Annotated in this window: 11 protein-coding genes; 7 read left to right on the top strand and 4 right to left on the bottom strand. The window is 67.3% G+C overall.

Annotated elements, in window-relative coordinates:
- Positions 1 to 45 precede the first annotated feature (45 nt).
- Genes ROJ8625_RS16500 through ROJ8625_RS16490 form a run of 3 tightly spaced genes read right to left on the bottom strand, consistent with a single transcriptional unit; the run spans position 46 to position 3,697 of the window.
- Complete coding sequence (locus ROJ8625_RS16500; protein ID WP_085793027.1) at positions 46 to 2,220, bottom strand: xanthine dehydrogenase family protein molybdopterin-binding subunit; 2,175 nt, start codon at positions 2,218 to 2,220, stop codon at positions 46 to 48.
- Positions 2,217 to 3,191 (bottom strand): FAD binding domain-containing protein, encoded by a 975-nt coding sequence (locus ROJ8625_RS16495; protein ID WP_085793026.1) that lies wholly within the window; start codon positions 3,189 to 3,191, stop codon positions 2,217 to 2,219. The genes ROJ8625_RS16500 and ROJ8625_RS16495 overlap by 4 nt, the downstream gene beginning before the upstream one ends.
- On the bottom strand, positions 3,188 to 3,697 hold the full coding sequence (locus tag ROJ8625_RS16490; RefSeq protein ID WP_085793025.1) for a 2Fe-2S iron-sulfur cluster-binding protein: 510 nt from the start codon (positions 3,695 to 3,697) through the stop codon (positions 3,188 to 3,190). Before ROJ8625_RS16490 ends, ROJ8625_RS16495 begins: the two co-directional genes overlap by 4 nt.
- A gap of 217 nt (positions 3,698 to 3,914) precedes the next feature.
- On the opposite strand from ROJ8625_RS16490, the gene ROJ8625_RS16485 reads away from it, so the two are divergent.
- The 7 genes from ROJ8625_RS16485 to ligD all read left to right on the top strand — a co-directional run bounded on the left by ROJ8625_RS16485 (position 3,915) and on the right by ligD (position 12,799).
- Positions 3,915 to 4,109 (top strand): hypothetical protein, encoded by a 195-nt coding sequence (locus tag ROJ8625_RS16485; protein ID WP_085793024.1) that lies wholly within the window; start codon positions 3,915 to 3,917, stop codon positions 4,107 to 4,109.
- A gap of 19 nt (positions 4,110 to 4,128) precedes the next feature.
- The gene (locus ROJ8625_RS16480) at positions 4,129 to 7,293 is read left to right on the top strand and encodes a formate dehydrogenase subunit alpha (protein WP_085793023.1); all 3,165 of its coding nucleotides are present in this window, start codon (positions 4,129 to 4,131) and stop codon (positions 7,291 to 7,293) included.
- A gap of 9 nt (positions 7,294 to 7,302) precedes the next feature.
- Entirely contained in the window at positions 7,303 to 7,899 is a 597-nt protein-coding gene (gene fdh3B / locus ROJ8625_RS16475; protein ID WP_085793022.1) for a formate dehydrogenase FDH3 subunit beta, read from the top strand.
- Positions 7,896 to 9,137 (top strand): formate dehydrogenase subunit gamma, encoded by a 1,242-nt coding sequence (locus ROJ8625_RS16470; RefSeq protein WP_085793021.1) that lies wholly within the window; start codon positions 7,896 to 7,898, stop codon positions 9,135 to 9,137. The genes fdh3B and ROJ8625_RS16470 overlap by 4 nt, the downstream gene beginning before the upstream one ends.
- Positions 9,134 to 9,298 (top strand): hypothetical protein, encoded by a 165-nt coding sequence (locus ROJ8625_RS21070; protein WP_159456789.1) that lies wholly within the window; start codon positions 9,134 to 9,136, stop codon positions 9,296 to 9,298. Before ROJ8625_RS16470 ends, ROJ8625_RS21070 begins: the two co-directional genes overlap by 4 nt.
- Positions 9,299 to 9,413: 115 nt before the next feature.
- The gene (ku, locus tag ROJ8625_RS16465) at positions 9,414 to 10,361 is read left to right on the top strand and encodes a non-homologous end joining protein Ku (RefSeq protein ID WP_085793020.1); all 948 of its coding nucleotides are present in this window, start codon (positions 9,414 to 9,416) and stop codon (positions 10,359 to 10,361) included.
- Positions 10,361 to 12,799 (top strand): DNA ligase D, encoded by a 2,439-nt coding sequence (gene ligD / locus ROJ8625_RS16460; RefSeq protein WP_085793019.1) that lies wholly within the window; start codon positions 10,361 to 10,363, stop codon positions 12,797 to 12,799. The genes ku and ligD overlap by 1 nt, the downstream gene beginning before the upstream one ends.
- A gap of 174 nt (positions 12,800 to 12,973) precedes the next feature.
- Here ligD and ROJ8625_RS16455 read toward each other — a convergent pair whose 3' ends face one another.
- On the bottom strand, positions 12,974 to 16,093 hold the full coding sequence (locus tag ROJ8625_RS16455) for a CheR family methyltransferase (RefSeq protein ID WP_085793018.1): 3,120 nt from the start codon (positions 16,091 to 16,093) through the stop codon (positions 12,974 to 12,976).
- Positions 16,094 to 16,462 lie beyond the last annotated feature (369 nt).

Raw genomic sequence — 16,462 nt, 5'->3', positions numbered from 1 at the left:
GCCGACAGGGCGCTGCCGGTCGGCCGCGTCCTCCGCGCGGTGCGGCTATTCGAGACCCGCGAGCACCCGGTCCGGCGTCGCCGGGAGATCGCGAACGCGTACGCCGCAGGCGTGGTGGATCGCGTTGATCACCGCCGCGCCCGCACCGCAGATGCCGAGCTCGCCGATCCCCTTGGCCTGCAACGGCCCGGCCCAGGGGTCGCGCTCGTCGAGGAAGTGCACGTCGAGGGGCGGCACGTCGGCGTTCACGGCCATATGGTATTCGGCGAAGTCGCGGTTGACGATGTGCCCGTCGCGGCGGTCGTGGACCATGTTTTCGGTCAGCGCCATGCCGATGCCCCAGGTCATGCCGCCGTGACATTGCGACCGGGCGGTCTTCTCGTTCAGGATGCGCCCGGCTCCGAAGGTGCCGTGCATGCGCCGCACCCGCACCTCGCCGGTCACGTCACTGACCGCGACCTCGGCGAAATGCGCGCCGAACGTCGACTGACGCACGTCCTGGAACGCCTTGCCGCCCGTGACGTGGCCATGCCCCTCCAGCGATGCGCCGTCCAGAAGCTCGACCACCGCGCGGCTGGTGTTGCCGCAGATCGCGGTGCCGTCCTTCAGCGTCAGGTCGCTCTCGGCGCAATTCATCCGCTGCGCGATCGCCTGCCGGATTTCCTGCGCGGCGAGCCATACGGCATTGCCGGTGGTGGCCGCGCCGAAGGATCCGCCCGAGCCGGAGCCCGGCGGATATGTCGTGTCGCCGAGCCGCACATCGACGCGGTCGACGGGCAGCCCCAGTGCCTCGCCGGCGATCTGCGTCAGGATGGCGTAGGTGCCCGTGCCGATATCGGTCATGTCGGTCTCGACCACCGCGCCGTCGGGCGTCAGCGTGATGCGGGCTTCCGCCTCCAACATCATGTTGACGCGGAAGGCCGCCGCCATGCCGGTGCCGATCCACCATTCGCCCTCGCGGCGCGCCCGGGGCGAAGACGGGCGATCCGCCCAGCCGAACCGCGCGGCGCCCTCGTTCAGCGAACGCGCGAGCGTGTGCGACGAGAACGGGAGGCCGCTGTGCGGATCCTTGTCAGGGATATTGCGCAGGCGCAGTTCGACCGGGTCGATCCCGACCTCGCTGGCAAGCTCGTCCATCGCGCATTCGAACGTCGTGACGCCGACCGCCTCGCCCGGCGCGCGGACCGACCCGCTGGCGGGCCGGTTGAGCCGGGCGAGCCGCTCGCCGATCACGCGATGGGCCCCGGCATAGGCGAAATACGTCGCCTGCGACACCGGTTCGGAAAACGCTTCGTCGGGCAGGTTCGACACGAGCGATTCATGCCCGATCCCGGTCAGCCGGCCCCGGTCGTCCGCGGCGAGGCGGATGCGCTGACGCGTCTCCGACCGGCGCGTGACCGTCTCGAACACCTGCCGGCGGTGCTGCACGACCCGGACGGGACGGCCCAGCTCCTGCGCGGCGATGGCGGCCGCAACCGCATCGGCCGAAATGCCGAGCTTCGAGCCGAATCCGCCGCCGACGAACGGCGCCAGCAGGCGGACGTGTTCGGGATCGATCCCGAGGCTGTCGGCCAGTTCGTTCCGGTTGTACTTGAGCATCTGCAACGCCGAGCGGACGGTGAGACGGTCACCCTCCCACCAGGCGACGGCGGCATGCGGCTCCATCGGCGCGCTCGTCATGCTGGGCGTGGTGTAGACGACGTCGAGAGCATGCGCGGCGTCAGCCATTGCCGCGTCGAGATCGCCCATCGTGTCAGGCTCGCCCTCGGCCTCGACGTCGTCCGGATTGACGGGCCCCGCCTCGCCATCGGTGCGCAATCTCAGGCTCTGGGCGGCGTGCTGCGCCGCTTCGGCCGTTTCCGCCACGACCAGCGCCACCGGCTGACCGATGTAGTCGGCCTGGTCGACGCCCTGGACCGGCGCGGCATTGGCGGTGCCCTGCGCGGCGTTCCGGATCATCCGCGGGTCGCGGATCACCGCCAGCACCCCGGCGGTGCCGCGCACCTCATCCTCGTTCAGGACGGTCACGCCGCCGTGTCCCGGCGCTCGCACGAGCATGCCGAAGACGCATCCCTCGGGCAGGTCGTCGGCCGCATAGGTCGCCGCACCCGACACCTTCGCATGCCCGTCCGGACGGTCCTCCGGCGTGCCGAGGATGCCCTGCGCATAGGTTTCGGCGCGATCCTCGCTCTGTCCGTCCACCTTCAGGTCTAGCGTCATTGGGTTGCCTCCTCGAGCACGGCCCGCAACACGCGGCGCGCCATCGGTATCTTGAAATCATCGCCGCCGTGGGACACCGCTCGGCCCAGCAGGACATCGGCGGCCTCGTCGAACAGCGCGCGTGACGGCGCCTCGCCGGTCAGCAGAGTGTCGAAATCCGGATCGCGCCACGGCTTCGTGCCGAGCCCGCCAAACGCCAACGCCGCATGCGCAATGCGGCCGTTTTCCATACGGATCACCGCCGCGACCGACACCAGCGCAAAGGCGTAGGATGCCCGATCGCGCACCTTGCGATAGATCTGTCGGTCGCCCTTGGGCGCCGGCAGCCGCACGCCGGTGATGAGGTCGCCCGCCTCCAACACGGTCTCGCGGTGGGGCGTGTCGCCCGGCAGACGGTAGAAATCGTCCATCTCGTAGCTCTTGGACGTGCCGTCGGCCGCTTCGACCTCGACCGTCGTGTCGAGCGCGCGCAACGCCACGGCCATGTCGCTCGGGTGAAGCGCGATGCAGTGATCCGAGGTCCCGAGGATCGCGTGGTTCCGGGTCTCGCCACCGATGGCGGAGCAGCCCTCGCCGGGCGTGCGCTTGTTGCAGGGCGTATCGGTGTCGTAGAAATACGGGCACCGCGTGCGCTGGAGCAGGTTGCCGCCGGTGGTCGCCTTGTTGCGCAACTGACCGCTCGCACCGGCCAGCAGGGCACGGGACAGCACCGGCCAGTGCTTGCGCACACGCATGTCGGCCGCGAGGTCGCTGTTCGTTGCGGTTGCGCCGATCCGAAGGCCGTCTCCGTCGTCCTCGATCGCATCGAGCCCGAGGCGGGAGATGTCGACCACCGTGTCGGGCGCCATCACCTCGAGCTTCATGAGGTCCAGAAGATTGGTGCCGCCGGACAGAAATGCCGCGTTCGATCCGGCGGCGGCGCTGCGGGCCGCGGCAGGATCCTCGGCGCGGATGTAATCGAAAGGTCTCATGTGTCCCGCTCCGTCTCGGCCGCCTGGCGGATCGCGGCATTGATGCCGGGGTAGCAGGAACACCGGCAGAGGTTGCCGCTCATGCGCTCGGAGAGTTCATCCTGCGAAAGCTCGTATTCGCCGTCGAGCGATGCGCTGATATGACTGGGCCAGCCGGCTTCGATCTCGCCCAGCATGCCGGTCGCGGAGCAGAGCTGTCCGGGGGTGCAGAAGCCGCACTGAAAGCCGTCATGCTCTACGAACGCGGCCTGGAGCGGCGACAGCGTGCCGTTGGACAGACCCTCGACAGTGGTGACCTCGTCGCCTTCGTGCGCGACGGCGAGGCTCAGGCACGAATTGATACGCCGTCCGTTGACCAGCACCGTGCAGGCGCCGCATTGCCCGTGGTCGCACCCTTTCTTGGTTCCGGTCAGGCCGAGATGATCGCGCAGCGCGTCGAGAAGCGACACGCGCGGGTCGAGGTCCAGCGATCGGGACCGCCGGTTGACTGTGAAGCTGAATTTCATGGTGTCTCCGATCGCGTGCGACGTCTGGCTTGCTAGAGGCGGAAACAGGCGGGCCGGCGGGTTGTTCCCGGGAACCGCCGAGGTGCCAGCCGTAAAGCCGGTGCAGGCACACCGCCGCCGGCGCGCGGTTGCGATATGAGCATTCGCAAATTTTTCTGGAACATATCGGCGATGCGGAACTTTCAGTGGCTCCATCACATCTGACGCGGAGGTTCCGATGTCGTCCGATGCCCCGTCGCGCCGCTCCGTCCTGAGCGGCCTCGCGGTCCTGCCAGCCACGGTCGCACCGGCTGTCGCTGCCGCGCACGAAACCAAGCCCGACGCGCTGCGCCCGGACGGACGACCGCGCCACGACCCCGTGATGCGCGATACCGATCACGTCCGGACGTATTACGCGCTCGCCCGCACCTGAAGCCGCGAGGGAGGCCAGCTTGCTCAAACGCCGAACAGCGCCCCGTCCAGCCCGTCCGGCTTTTGCCGCCGCCGACGATCGCGCCGGGCTCGACCGCCGCAGCTTCCTCAAACGGTCCGGCCTGACCATCGGTGGGCTGAGCGCCGTCGGCGGCGCAGGCGGGCTCGTCGCCCAGGCCCAGGAAGATGCTCCCCGCGCCGCGGCCATGCAGACCGCGCGTCACAAGACGGTCTGCCCGTTCTGTTCGGTCGGCTGCTCCATCTGGGCCGAGGTCAAGGACGGCGTGTGGACGGGGCAGGAGCCGGTCTTCGAGAGCCCGATCAATCAGGGCACGCACTGCGCCAAGGGCGCCGCGACGCGCGAGATCGCGCTTGGCGAACGTCGGCTGAAGTATCCGATGAAGCGCGAGAACGGCGAATGGGTGCGTATTTTGTGGGACGAGGCGATCGAGGAAATCGGTGCCGAGCTCATGCGCATCCGCGAAGAGCACGGTCCCGACGCGGTGGAATGGCTGGGATCCGCCAAATTCTCGAACGAGATGGCCTACCTGTTCCGCAAGTTCGCGGCGCTGTGGGGCACCAACAACGTCGACCACCAGGCCCGCATCTGCCACTCAACCACCGTTGCGGGCGTCGCCAACAGCTTCGGCTACGGCGCGATGACCAATTCCTACAACGACATCCGCAAGTCGAAGTCGATCATCATCATCGGCGGCAATCCGGCGGAGGCGCACCCCGTCTCCATGCTGCACGTGCTGAACGGCAAGGAGAACGGCGCCCCGCTCATCGTGGTCGACCCGCGCTTCACGCGCACGGCCGCGCACGCGGACGAGTTCGTCCGCATCCGCCCCGGCGCGGACGTCGGCTTCATGTGGGGTCTGGCCAAGATCATTTTCGACAACGGCTGGGAAGACGAGGGCTTCCTTCGGCAGCGCGTCTACGGCATCGACAAGATCCGCGAGGAGGCGTCCCGCTGGACCGAGGAGGAGGTCGAGCGGGTGTCGGGGATCCCGCCCGAACAGCTTCGCCGCGTCGCACGCACGCTGGCCGAGAACCGGCCGGGCACGCTCATCTGGTGCATGGGTCTGACGCAGTCGACCATCGGCAACAACAAGACGCGCGCTGCATCGGTCCTGCAGCTGATCCTCGGGAACATCGGCCAGTCGGGCGGCGGCGCGAACATCTTCCGCGGCCACGACAACGTGCAAGGCGCGACCGATTTGGGCGTCTCGTGCGACACCCTGCCCGCCTATTACGGGCTCAAGGAGGGCGCGTGGAAGCACTGGGGTCGGGTCTGGGACATCGACTACGACTGGATGCGCGGACGCTTCGCGTCGAAGGAGATGATGGAAGCGCCCGGCATCCCCGTCAGCCGCTGGGCCGACGGCGTGCTCGAAGAGGGCGAGGCGCTGCAACAGCCGGTGCCGCTCAAGGCGGTGTTCTTCTGGGGTCACGCGTCCAACAGCCAGACACGCGGGCCGGACCGGCAGGCGGCCTGGAAGGCCGCCGACCTCGTCGTCGTGGTCGACCCCTACCCGACCCAGACCGCCATCGAGGCCGACCTGCAGGACGGCATGTACCTCCTGCCGTCCGGCACGACGATGGAGATGGCTGGGTCCGTGACCAGCTCGAACCGCTCGATCCAGTGGCGCGAGAAGGTCATCGACCCGGTCTTCGAGGCAAAGGCCGATACCGAGATCCTTTACCGCTTTTCCGAGCGGCTCGGTTTCGCGGACCAGATGTGGAAACACATCGGCGTCGAGAACAATCTTCCCAGCCCCGAGGACACGCTGCGCGAGATCAACCGCGGCACCTGGACCATCGGCTATACGGGACCAAGTCCGGAGCGGCTGAAGACGCACATGGAACAGCAGGACCGCTTCGATTCCATCACCCTGCTCGGCAAGGGCGGCGACGTCGACGGCGACTATTACTGCCTGCCCTGGCCATCCTGGGGCCGCCCCGAACAAGGGCACCCGGGCACGCCGCTGCTTTACGACGTGTCCAAATCCGTGGCCGAGGGCGGCCTGCCCTTCCGCGCCCGCTGGGGCGTGGAGCACGAGGGCGAGAACCTTCTGGCCGAGGACAGCTGGACCGAGGGCTCCGAGATCGAGGACGGCTATCCCGAGATCACCGTCCACATGCTCGAAGCGCTCGGCTGGGCGAACGAACTGACCGACCGCGAAAAGCTGATGATCGTCGCCGTGGCATCGGACCGCTTCCGCTGGGAGATGTTCGAGATGTCCGATCAGGACGTGCAAGACGCGATGACAGCGCTCGAGGACGCGGTGCGCAGCACGGGCGGCACCGGAGGGTCGGGCGGCGGAGACGGCGCCCCGGCCCAGATAGACGGGTCCTGGCAGAACTCGGCCCCCGACGGCGGCGAGCGGTTGCAGCCGGACGATGCGCGTTCCTTCTTCCCCAATTATCCGGACAACGCGCTCACCGCGATCGAGGCGTATCTGCGCGCGAACATCCAGGGCGACCCCACGGATGACATGGCGCTGTCGGAGAAGATCGCGCGCGTGAACTGGAAGACCGACCTGTCAGGCGGGGTGCAGCGCGTCGCCATCGCTCACGGTCTCGCTCCGTTCGGCAACGGCAAGGCCCGCGCCGTCGTCTGGACCTTCCCCGACGAGGTGCCGCTCCATCGCGAACCGCTCTATACCAACCGGCGGGACCTCCTGCCGGAATACCAGACTTTCGAGGATCGGAACGTCTGGCGCCTGCCCTCGCTCTACCGGTCGATTCAGCAGGAGGATTACAGCACCGAGTTTCCGCTCGCGCTCACCTCCGGACGACTGGTCGAATACGAGGGCGGCGGCGATGAAACGCGGTCCAATCCCTGGCTGGCCGAGTTCCAGCAGCAGATGTTCGCGGAGATCAGCCCGCAAGACGCCGGCGATGCCGGCATCGGCAGCGGTGATTGGGTCTGGGTCGCGACGCCCGAGGGCCGCATCCGCGTCAAGGCCCTGATCACCAACCGTGTCGGTCCCGGAACGGTGTTCATGCCGTTCCACTTTGCCGGAATGTGGATGGGGGAGCCTATCCACGATCGCTACCCGGAGGGCGCGAAGCCCTACGTCGTCGGCGAGGCGTCGAACACCGTCCAGACCTACGGATACGATATCGTGACGCAGATGCAGGAGACCAAGGCGACCCTGTGCCGCGTCGAGAAAGCCTGAGGAGGCAGCATGGCCCGAGCGAAGTTTCTCTGCGACGCCGAGCGCTGCATCGAGTGCAATGCCTGCGCGACCGCCTGCAAGAACGAACACGAAGTGCCCTGGGGCCTCGTCCGACGCCGCGTCGTGACCCTCAACGACGGCGAGCCCGGCGAGAAATCCATCGCCACGTCCTGCATGCACTGCACGGACGCACCCTGCGTTTCGGTGTGCCCGACCTCCACGCTCTACCAGACCGATATCGGCATCGTCCTGCACGACAAGGACACCTGCATCGGCTGCGGCTACTGCTTCTACGCCTGCCCTTTCGGCGCGCCGCAGTTCCCCAAATCGACCCTCTTCGGCAGCCGCGGCAAGATGGACAAGTGCACCTATTGCGCCGGCGGCCCTGAAGAGGACCATTCCGAGGCGGAGTACCGCAAGTACGGCACGAACCGCATCGCCGAGGGCAAGCTTCCGATCTGCGCCGAGGTCTGTTCGACGCGCGCGCTCCTCGCGGGCGACGGCGAGACGATCGGCGAGATCTATCGCGAGCGCGTGGTCCATCGCGGCTTCGGCTCGGGGGCCTGGGGCTGGAACACGGCCTATTATCCGGGGGATGCGGGATGAGCGATGCAGCGGGCGGCGTCCGGGGACGCGACTTCACCGGTTACAGAATCGCCGGAGCGCTCTCGGCGCTCCTCTTCCTGGTGCTCCTGGCCTGGCAAATCGTCTTCATGCTGGGGGGTGGCGACACGGTGACCCCCGAGGTCGCCTGGAGCTCCGCCGCGACCGAAGGGCCGGATACGCCCGGAGCGCGCACCGGCGGCGGTACGCTGGTGGCCGAGACACTGACCGCCCGCACGCGCCTGCAGGACGAGCGGTTCCGGACGGGCCCGAGCGCAGAGGGCGACGTGCCGGAACGCGCGCTCGATCCCGGCACGCGGCTGACGACCGCCCCGTTGGAGGACGGCAGCAGCCTTACCGCTGCATGGGCCGTTCCCGACGACGACTCGGCCGCGATGATGCACGAAAGCGGCCGCGTTGAGGGCCGCTCCTCCCTGCCCTACGCCAACGCCGCGCTGTTCGAGCGTCCGTTCGCGCGCGACTGGCGTATCGGCATGTCGGACGTGATCACCCACATGGGCGCGCTGGCGATCCTCGGCATGGCGTTCCTGCTGTCCGCGGTGCTCGCCTTGCGCGGACGCGTGCCGATCCGCCGGGGCAAGAGCGGCAGGACGGTGAAACGTTTCGGATTCCTCGAGCGCGCAACGCACTGGCTGACCGCGATCAGCTTCCTCGGCCTTTCGTTCACGGGCCTCGCCATCGCCTACGGCGAAACGCTGTTCGTGCCGCTCGGCGCGCGCGCCATGGGCACGCTCGGCTGGTGGTCGACCTGGGGTCACGTGCTCTTTGCGCCGACCTTCTTTCTCGGGATTCTGATCATGGCGGTGATGTGGACCGCCAAGAACCTGCCCTCCAGGCTCGACGCGCAGTGGCTCGCACAGGGAGGCGGCTTCTTCTCCGATGACGGCCCCCACCCGCCGGCCCGGAAATTCAACGCCGGGCAGAAGCTGATCTTCTGGTCGGCGATCCTCGGCGGGCTGGTCATGGTCCTGACCGGCGTCACGCTGATGTTCCCGTTCTACTGGCTCGATCTCGGCGGGATGAGCTGGGCCATGCTGATCCATGCGGCCATCGCCGTCCTGCTGATCGCGGTCTTCCTCGCGCACATCTACATCGGCTCGGTGGGCATGCACGGCGCCGTCCACGCGATGTGGAGCGGCCGGGTCGATCGCAACTGGGCCGCCGAGCACCACGATCTCTGGCTCAAGGAAAACGCCTCCGACACGGAGGGAGCACGATGAACGCCTTTCTCTCGGGCACGGCTCTTGTGGCCCTGGGCGCGATCCTGACCTATGTCGCCCTGATCAGCTTCGACGCGTCCACCGCAGAACGCTTCGGCGACGGCTCGGTGGTGCTTCTCGACCACGCGACCTCCTACGAGTCCGACCACACATCGCCCTAGGGGCCGCGTTTCGTCGCGCGCCATGCGCGGGAGGGCACCGGCTTATCTGCGCGATGACGGAAACCAGCGACCGGTTCGGACGTTTCTAGAAAATTAACGATCCGGAGGTCTCGTCATGGCCGCACGCGCCGTCTGGAAGGGGCAGCTGCGCCTTTCGCTCGTCTCCATCGCCATCGAGGTCTACCCGGCCACGACCTCCGGTCCGCGCATTTCCTTTCGCCAGATCCACGAGCCGTCCGGCAAGCGCGTGCGCTACGAAAAGACGGTCAAGGGCGTCGGTCCCGTCGATACCGACGACATCGTCAAAGGGTACGAGACCGACGACGGCGAATACATCCTCATCGACCCCGACGAGATCGACGCGCTAAAGGTCGAGACCTCCAGGACACTGGAACTGGTGCAGTTCGTCGAGACCGGAGAAATTCCGCCGCTCTATTTCGAACGTCCCTACTACATCGTGCCGCAGGACGACCTGGCCGAGGACGCCTACCGCGTGATCCGCGACGCGCTGCGCGCCGAGGGCAAGACCGCACTCTGTCAGATCACGCTTCGCGGCAAGGAACACCTCGCCGCGATCCGCCCGTGCGGCGACGGCCTGCTGCTGGAGACGCTGCGCTACGAGGAAGAGATTCGCGATGCGGACCCGATGTTCAGCCAGATCGAGGATGCCGAGTCCGACGAGGAGATGCGCGACCTCGCGCGAGAGCTGATCGACCGCAAGACGAAGCCCTTCGACGCCGCGGCCTTCTCGGACAGCTATCACCAGGCGCTGAAGGACCTGATCGCGTCCAAGCGCAAGGACAGCTCCAGCGCCCGCGTGGAGGCCGACGAGGATGACGACGGCGACGAGGGCGACAACGTGGTCGACCTCATGAGCGCGTTGAAGAAGAGCGTCGGGGAAAGCGAGAAAGGCGGCTCGGGGTCCAAGGGCAAGGGGCCCAAGTCCGGCGGATCGAAATCGGGGTCGTCTAGATCGGACGGCTCCAAAACCTCTTCGGGCTCTTCGAAATCGAAGTCCAAATCGTCAGGCGGCTCCGGCTCGAAGAAGAAAAAGGCGTCGTGATGTCGGACCGGCTCAAGGATTACAACGCCCGGCGCGACTTCACCAAGACGTCCGAGCCGCGCGGAAGGGCCGGGCCGAAAAAGACCGAGAGTCGCTGGTTTTCCGTGCAGAAGCACGACGCCTCTTCGCTGCACTACGATCTACGACTCGAACACGACGGGGTGCTCCTCTCCTGGGCGATCCCGAAAGGCCCCTCGCCGCGCGTCGGCGACAAGCGTCTGGCGCAGCGTACCGAGGATCACCCGCTCGACTACGGCGATTTCGAGGGCACGATTCCCGAAAAGGAATACGGCGGCGGCACGGTGATGCTGTGGGACCGCGGTTCATGGACACCGCGCGCCGACGTCGAGGACATGCTCGCGGACGGCAACCTCAAGATGGACATCGCCGGAGAGCGCATGCGCGGCGGTTGGGCGCTGGTGCGCTTCAAGAAGGGTGGCGACGACGCGTGGCTGCTGATCAAGGAGAAGGACGCCTATGCCGAAGGCGAAGAGGACGCGCTCACCGGGCGCTTCGGTACCTCTGTCGCAACGGGGCGCGACTTCGAGGAGATCGCGCAAAAGGCAAAGGCGAAACGCATGAAGGAGGCCCGCCCGAACCGCAGCCGCAAGGCGCCGAAGTTCCGCAAGCCGCAACTCGCCACGCTGGTCGAGGATGCGCCCGAGGGCAACGGATGGGTGCACGAGACGAAGTTCGACGGCTACCGCGCGCTCGCGGCGATCGGCAAGGGCGGCGTCACGCTCTGGACCCGGGGCGGAAAGGACTGGACCGAGAAATTCGCCGCACTGGAGGGCGCCTTCGACCCTCTGCCCTGCGACAGCGCGCTGCTCGACGGAGAGGTGATGGCGGCCAAGGTCCGCGGCTCCGCCTTTTCCTCGCTGCAGCGCGCGCTCTCGAATGGCGGCGATCTGGTGTTCTTCTGCTTCGACCTGCTGGAGATCGACGGCGAGGACCTGACCAAGGAGGCGCAAAGCGACCGGCGCGCGCGGCTCGAGGAGCTGTTCCGCGGCGTCCCCGGGGACGGTCATCTCCGGCTTACCGATCAGGTGCGCGGCAACGGCGCCGAGGTCTTCCGGCAGGCCTGCAAGTCGGGCGCCGAAGGGATCGTGTCAAAGAAGATCGACGCGCCCTATCGCGACACGCGCACGAAGGCCTGGCGCAAGGTCAAATGCGTGAACCGCCAGGAGTTCGTCGTGGGCGGTTTCACGCGGTCGGACAAGGACCGGCCGTTCGCCTCGCTTCTGGTCGGCGAGACCGCGGAGGGCGGTCTGCGCTACCGCGGCCGGGTCGGCACGGGATACTCCGAGGAGGATCTCGCGGGGCTCTCCAAAGGGTTCCGGACGCGCAAGACCTCGCCATTCGCTGATGTCCCGGACGCCATTGCCCGGGAAGCCGTCTGGGTCACCCCCGACACCGTGATAGAGGTGGAGTTCACCGAATTCACCGACAGCGGACAGATCCGTCACGGCGCCTACCAGGGAACCCGCACCGACAAGCCGGCCTCCGAGGTGGGTCCGGAACGCCCCGACGACGCAGACGCGACCACGACCATAGCCGGCATCCACATCTCGAGCGCCGATCGCGAGGTCTTCCCCGACTCCGGCTGCACCAAGAGCGATGTCGCACGCCACTACGAGCGCGTGGGCGACAGGCTGGTCGAGATTGCCGGCGACCGGCCGCTGTCGCTTCTGCGCGCGCCGAAGGGCATAGACGGCGACACCTTCTTCCAGAAACACGCCGGCAAGGGCTTCCCCGACGCGATCAAGGAGATCGAGATCGAGGAGAGCGACGGCGAGACCGCCAGCTACATGTATGCCACGCAGCCGGAGGCCTTTGTTGCCGCGGCGCAGATGGGCACGCTGGAATTCCACATGTGGGGCAGCCGCATCGACCGGTTGGAGCGGCCCGACCGGCTCGTCTTCGACCTCGATCCCGATGAGGGGCTCGGCTGGGAAGACGTCCGCTCGGCCGCTATCGATCTGCGCGACCGGCTGGAGGAACTCGGCCTTGCCTCGGGCGTGATGGTCACCGGCGGCAAGGGTGTGCATGTCTGGCTGCCGCTGCGCCGCGACCACGGGTGGGAGCCGGTCAAGACCTTTGCCAAGACGGTGGCGCATGTGCTCGCCGAGGCCGAGCCGAAGCGGTTCACGGCGACGATGTCCAAGCAGAAGCGCAAGGGGCGCATCTTCGTCGACTGGCTGCGCAACGAACGCGGTGCGACGGCCGTCGTGCCCTATTCCGTGCGGGCCCGGCCCGGCGCGCCGGTCGCGGTGCCGGTCACCTGGGACGAGCTGGGAACGCTCGACGGTCCCGATGGCTTCGACATGGGTGCGGTGCGTGAACGCCTAACCGACCCCTGCCCCTATCTCGACGCGGCCTCGGACCTGCAGAGGCTGACCTCGGACGTGGTCGACAAGCTGGAGGCATGGCGGCGCTGAAATCGGGTGCGGCCGGCAGGGCGACACCGGCCCCGGCTTTGGCCACGGACGGCGACAGCGTCCATCTCGACACCAGGGGTGCGTCCTCTGCCGGTTTCAATGTTTGGGCCGACACGGGCCAAGTGACTGGCCCGGCCGAACGATTTCGCGTCGACGATCGCGTTTCCTACGCGGCTAGTGGACCGGCTGTGCGTCCGGAGCCGGTGTCTTCATCGGAAACCGGATCGTCAGATGAAGACCGTCGGGCAGGAAGGTGCGCGACAGTTCTCCCTGCAACTGCTGCTCGACCTGTCCGGCGATGAGTTGCCAGCCGAAACCGTCCTCGTCCGGCGCAGTCACAGGCGGTCCGTCGACCTCGCGCCAGCTCAATTCGAGCCAGCCTGCCTCGTGCGACCACCCGATGTGCACGCGACCCGCGTCGTTCGCCAGCGCGCCGTATTTCGCCGCGTTGGTCGCGAGTTCGTGGACCACGAGGCCCACGGGCAGGGACTTGCGCGCAGACAGGATGACATCGTCCCCCTCGATATCGAAGCGCACCGGATCGTGCGCATAGCATTCCTGCTCGACGAGGTCGCGCAGCGAGATCTCCTGCCACTCCTGCTGTGACAGAAGCTTGTAGGTGCGCGCCATGCCGTGCAGGCGGTGGATCACCGTCTCTCCGAACGCCTCGGGGCCGTCGGTGTTGCGCAGCGTCGCGTTCACCACGCTGATGACGATCGACAGGATGTTCTTCACCCGGTGGTTCAGCTCGTCGATCAGGAGGCGCTGGTTCTCCTCGGCTTCCGCGAGGCTCGTCATGTCGACCAGCGTCAGCACCACGCCGTCGATGTCGTTGTCCTTGTCGCGATAGGGCACGAGCCGTACGAGGTAGTGGTTTGTGCTGCCCTTGGGCACGCAGCGGTCTTCGCGCATTTCGCCGTCGCGCAGCACCTCGTCGAGCTGGTCGCGAAAGTTCGGGACATCGAGCGTGTTGGCCAGGTCGCTCAGGGGCCGACCCACATCGTTCGCGCGCAGCTGGAAGAACGTCCGCGCCGCGGGCGTGAAATTGCGGATCACCAGGTTGACATCAAGGAACACGCTCGCGATCTGCGTCGCCTCGTAGAGGTTGCGCATGTCGTCATGCGCGCGGTCGAGCTCCGCGAGCTTGTTGCTGAGTTCGTTGTTGGTGGTCGACAGCTCCTCGTTGAGGGTCTGCATCTCTTCCTTGGAGGCTTCGAGTTCCTCGTTGGCCGATTGTGCCTCCTCGTTGGCGGAGACGAGTTCCTCGTTCGAGGACTTCAGTTCTTCGAGCGCGGTCTCGTATTCCTCGACGGTCGAATTCATCCGCTCGCGCATCTCGCGCAGTTCGGATTCGTAGGCATCCTGGCCCCGGTCGGCGGGGTCGCCTTTGTCCGCCTTGCGCCCGTCGGGCTCACGCAGCGTGAAGAGCGTCAGATAGACGGTCTCCTCGGCGCGATCCATGCGGATGGGTTCCACGACCAGCCGGATGTCCGTCTCCCCGCCGCCGTCGGCCGCGATCAGGACCGTGTCCCGAGCGGCGAGCAGGCCGCTCTGCATCGACTCGCGCAGCACGGCGTTCAGTTCCTGGCGCAGGTGACGCGGCGCCATGTCCAGCAGATGACGGCTGGGGGCGCCGCGGGGAAACTCCAGAAACCGCCCGATGCGGGCGGAATAGTAGACGATCTCGCCGTGCCGATCGACGACCACGTGCGGCGGGGCGTGTCGCTCGAGCACCTGCGTCTCGACGCGCTGGCGCATCTGGTAGGTGGAGCGCGCAGGGCTGGGCCTCGGCCGCCCGATGCCAAGCTTGCCGAGCCCCGACGAGTCGGCCTGGAACGCGAACGGCACGCCGGGATGCGCGGAGGTGTTCTCTCGGCTGCGAAAGATACGCTGCTGACGGTCGACGGGCGTGAAGAGCTCGTGCTGACGGCTGATGCTCTCGGATGTGCCGAGGAAAAGATAGCCGCCAGGTTTCAGCGCATAGTGGAAGGTGGGGATGACCTGGTCCTGCAACTCTCGGCCGAAATAGATCAGGAGGTTGCGGCATGAAAGAAGGTCCATCCGCGCGAAAGGCGGGTCCGAGATGACGCTGTGCGGCGAGAACACGCAGAGGTCGCGCACCTCCTTGGTGATGACGAACTGCCGCCCCTCGCGCCGGAAAAAGCGCGCGCGGCGCGCCTCGCTGACGGGCGAAACGAACTCCTCGGGATAGCGGCCCGCCCGCGCGACATCGAGCGCGGGCTCGTCGATGTCGGTGGCGAAGATCTGCACGGTCGGACCGTCCGGGCTACGATCCATTTGTTCGCGGAGCAGGATGGCGAGCGAATAGACCTCTTCTCCGGTGGCGCAGCCCGGAACCCAGACGCGCACCATGTCCGCCTGCGTGCGGTCGCGGAAAAGCTCCGGAATGACCTGGGTCTCGAGCGCGTCGAAGGCCTCCGCGTCGCGAAAGAAGCGCGTCACGTTGATCAGCAGGTCGCGGTAGAGCTCCATCACCTCCGAAGGATCAGTGCGCAGCCGCTGCACGTACTCGCCGAGCGTCGGGGCCTCGACGACCTGCGCGCGTCGCGACAAGCGGCGCAGGAAGGTGCGCCGCTTGTAGCCTGAAAAATCCCGGCCGGAATGGCTGCGCAGAAGGTCGAACGCGGTTTCGAGCTCGGAGTCGAGCGCGGTTTCGTCGCCGGCCTCGGCCAGTTCGTCGAAGGTCGACCGGCTGTCGACCAGCCGGCGCAGTGTCTCAGGCATGCTCTCGACGGTGAGCGCGAAGTCGACGAGCCCCGTCGCGATGGCGCTTTTGGGCATGTTCGGGTGACCGGGGCCGTTCGCGGTGTCCGGCGCCTGCGCCATCGTGATGCCGCCGCGTTCCTTGATCGCCTTGGTGCCGAGCGTGCCGTCGGCATTGCTGCCGGACAGCACGATCCCCACCGCGCGGTCGCCCCGATCCTGCGCCAGCGAGGAAAAGAACACGTCGATCGGGTTCTGCCGCGGACCGGACACCGACAGCGGCTCCAGCTCGATCCGTCCGTCGCGCAGCCGCAATAGGCTCGCCTCGGGCATTACGTAGACGCGGCCCTCGGCCAGCATGTCCCCGGCCTCGGCCACCTTGACATCGATGCTGGCCTGCCGGCCAAGCACTTCGTGCAGGTGGCTTTCGTGGTCGGGGTTCAGGTGGGTGATCACCACGAAGGCCATGCCGCGCGGCTTGCCGAGTTGATGGAAAAAGGTTTCGAGCGCCTCGATCCCACCGGCGGAGGCGCCGATGCCGACCACGGTCAGCTCGTCTCGAGAGGTCATTCGTGTTCCAATCGCACCGCGTTGAGGGCCACGGGCGTCGTGGCGGCCGCTTCGGTCTTCCGGGCCAGTCGCGAGTGCATAGGCAGTGTGACCGGTTGACGCGAGCGCGTAAACAGTCGCACCCGGGAAATGTTCCCGGACATCCGAAAACCGCCAGCCCTGTCGTCGCGGCGGGACGCCCGGCCGTTTCGGACGCGCGCCGCGATGCCGGCCTCGGTCGCGGTCGTGTGGCCGTTGACGCACGCGTCGGGATCGGTGCGGGGACCTTCGTTTCGATCGCGCACGCGACACCGTCCGGGCCGAACCGAGCGCCGGGAACATCCCGGGCCCGGCCTTGTTCGCGCAACAGTCGAAACGAGGCCGAGAGGA

It is taken from the genome of Roseivivax jejudonensis (assembly GCF_900172265.1).
Taxonomy (GTDB): Bacteria; Pseudomonadota; Alphaproteobacteria; order Rhodobacterales; family Rhodobacteraceae; genus Roseivivax; species Roseivivax jejudonensis.
The sequence above is the reverse complement of the archived record's forward strand: the minus strand, read 5'-3'. Positions and strand labels throughout refer to the sequence as shown.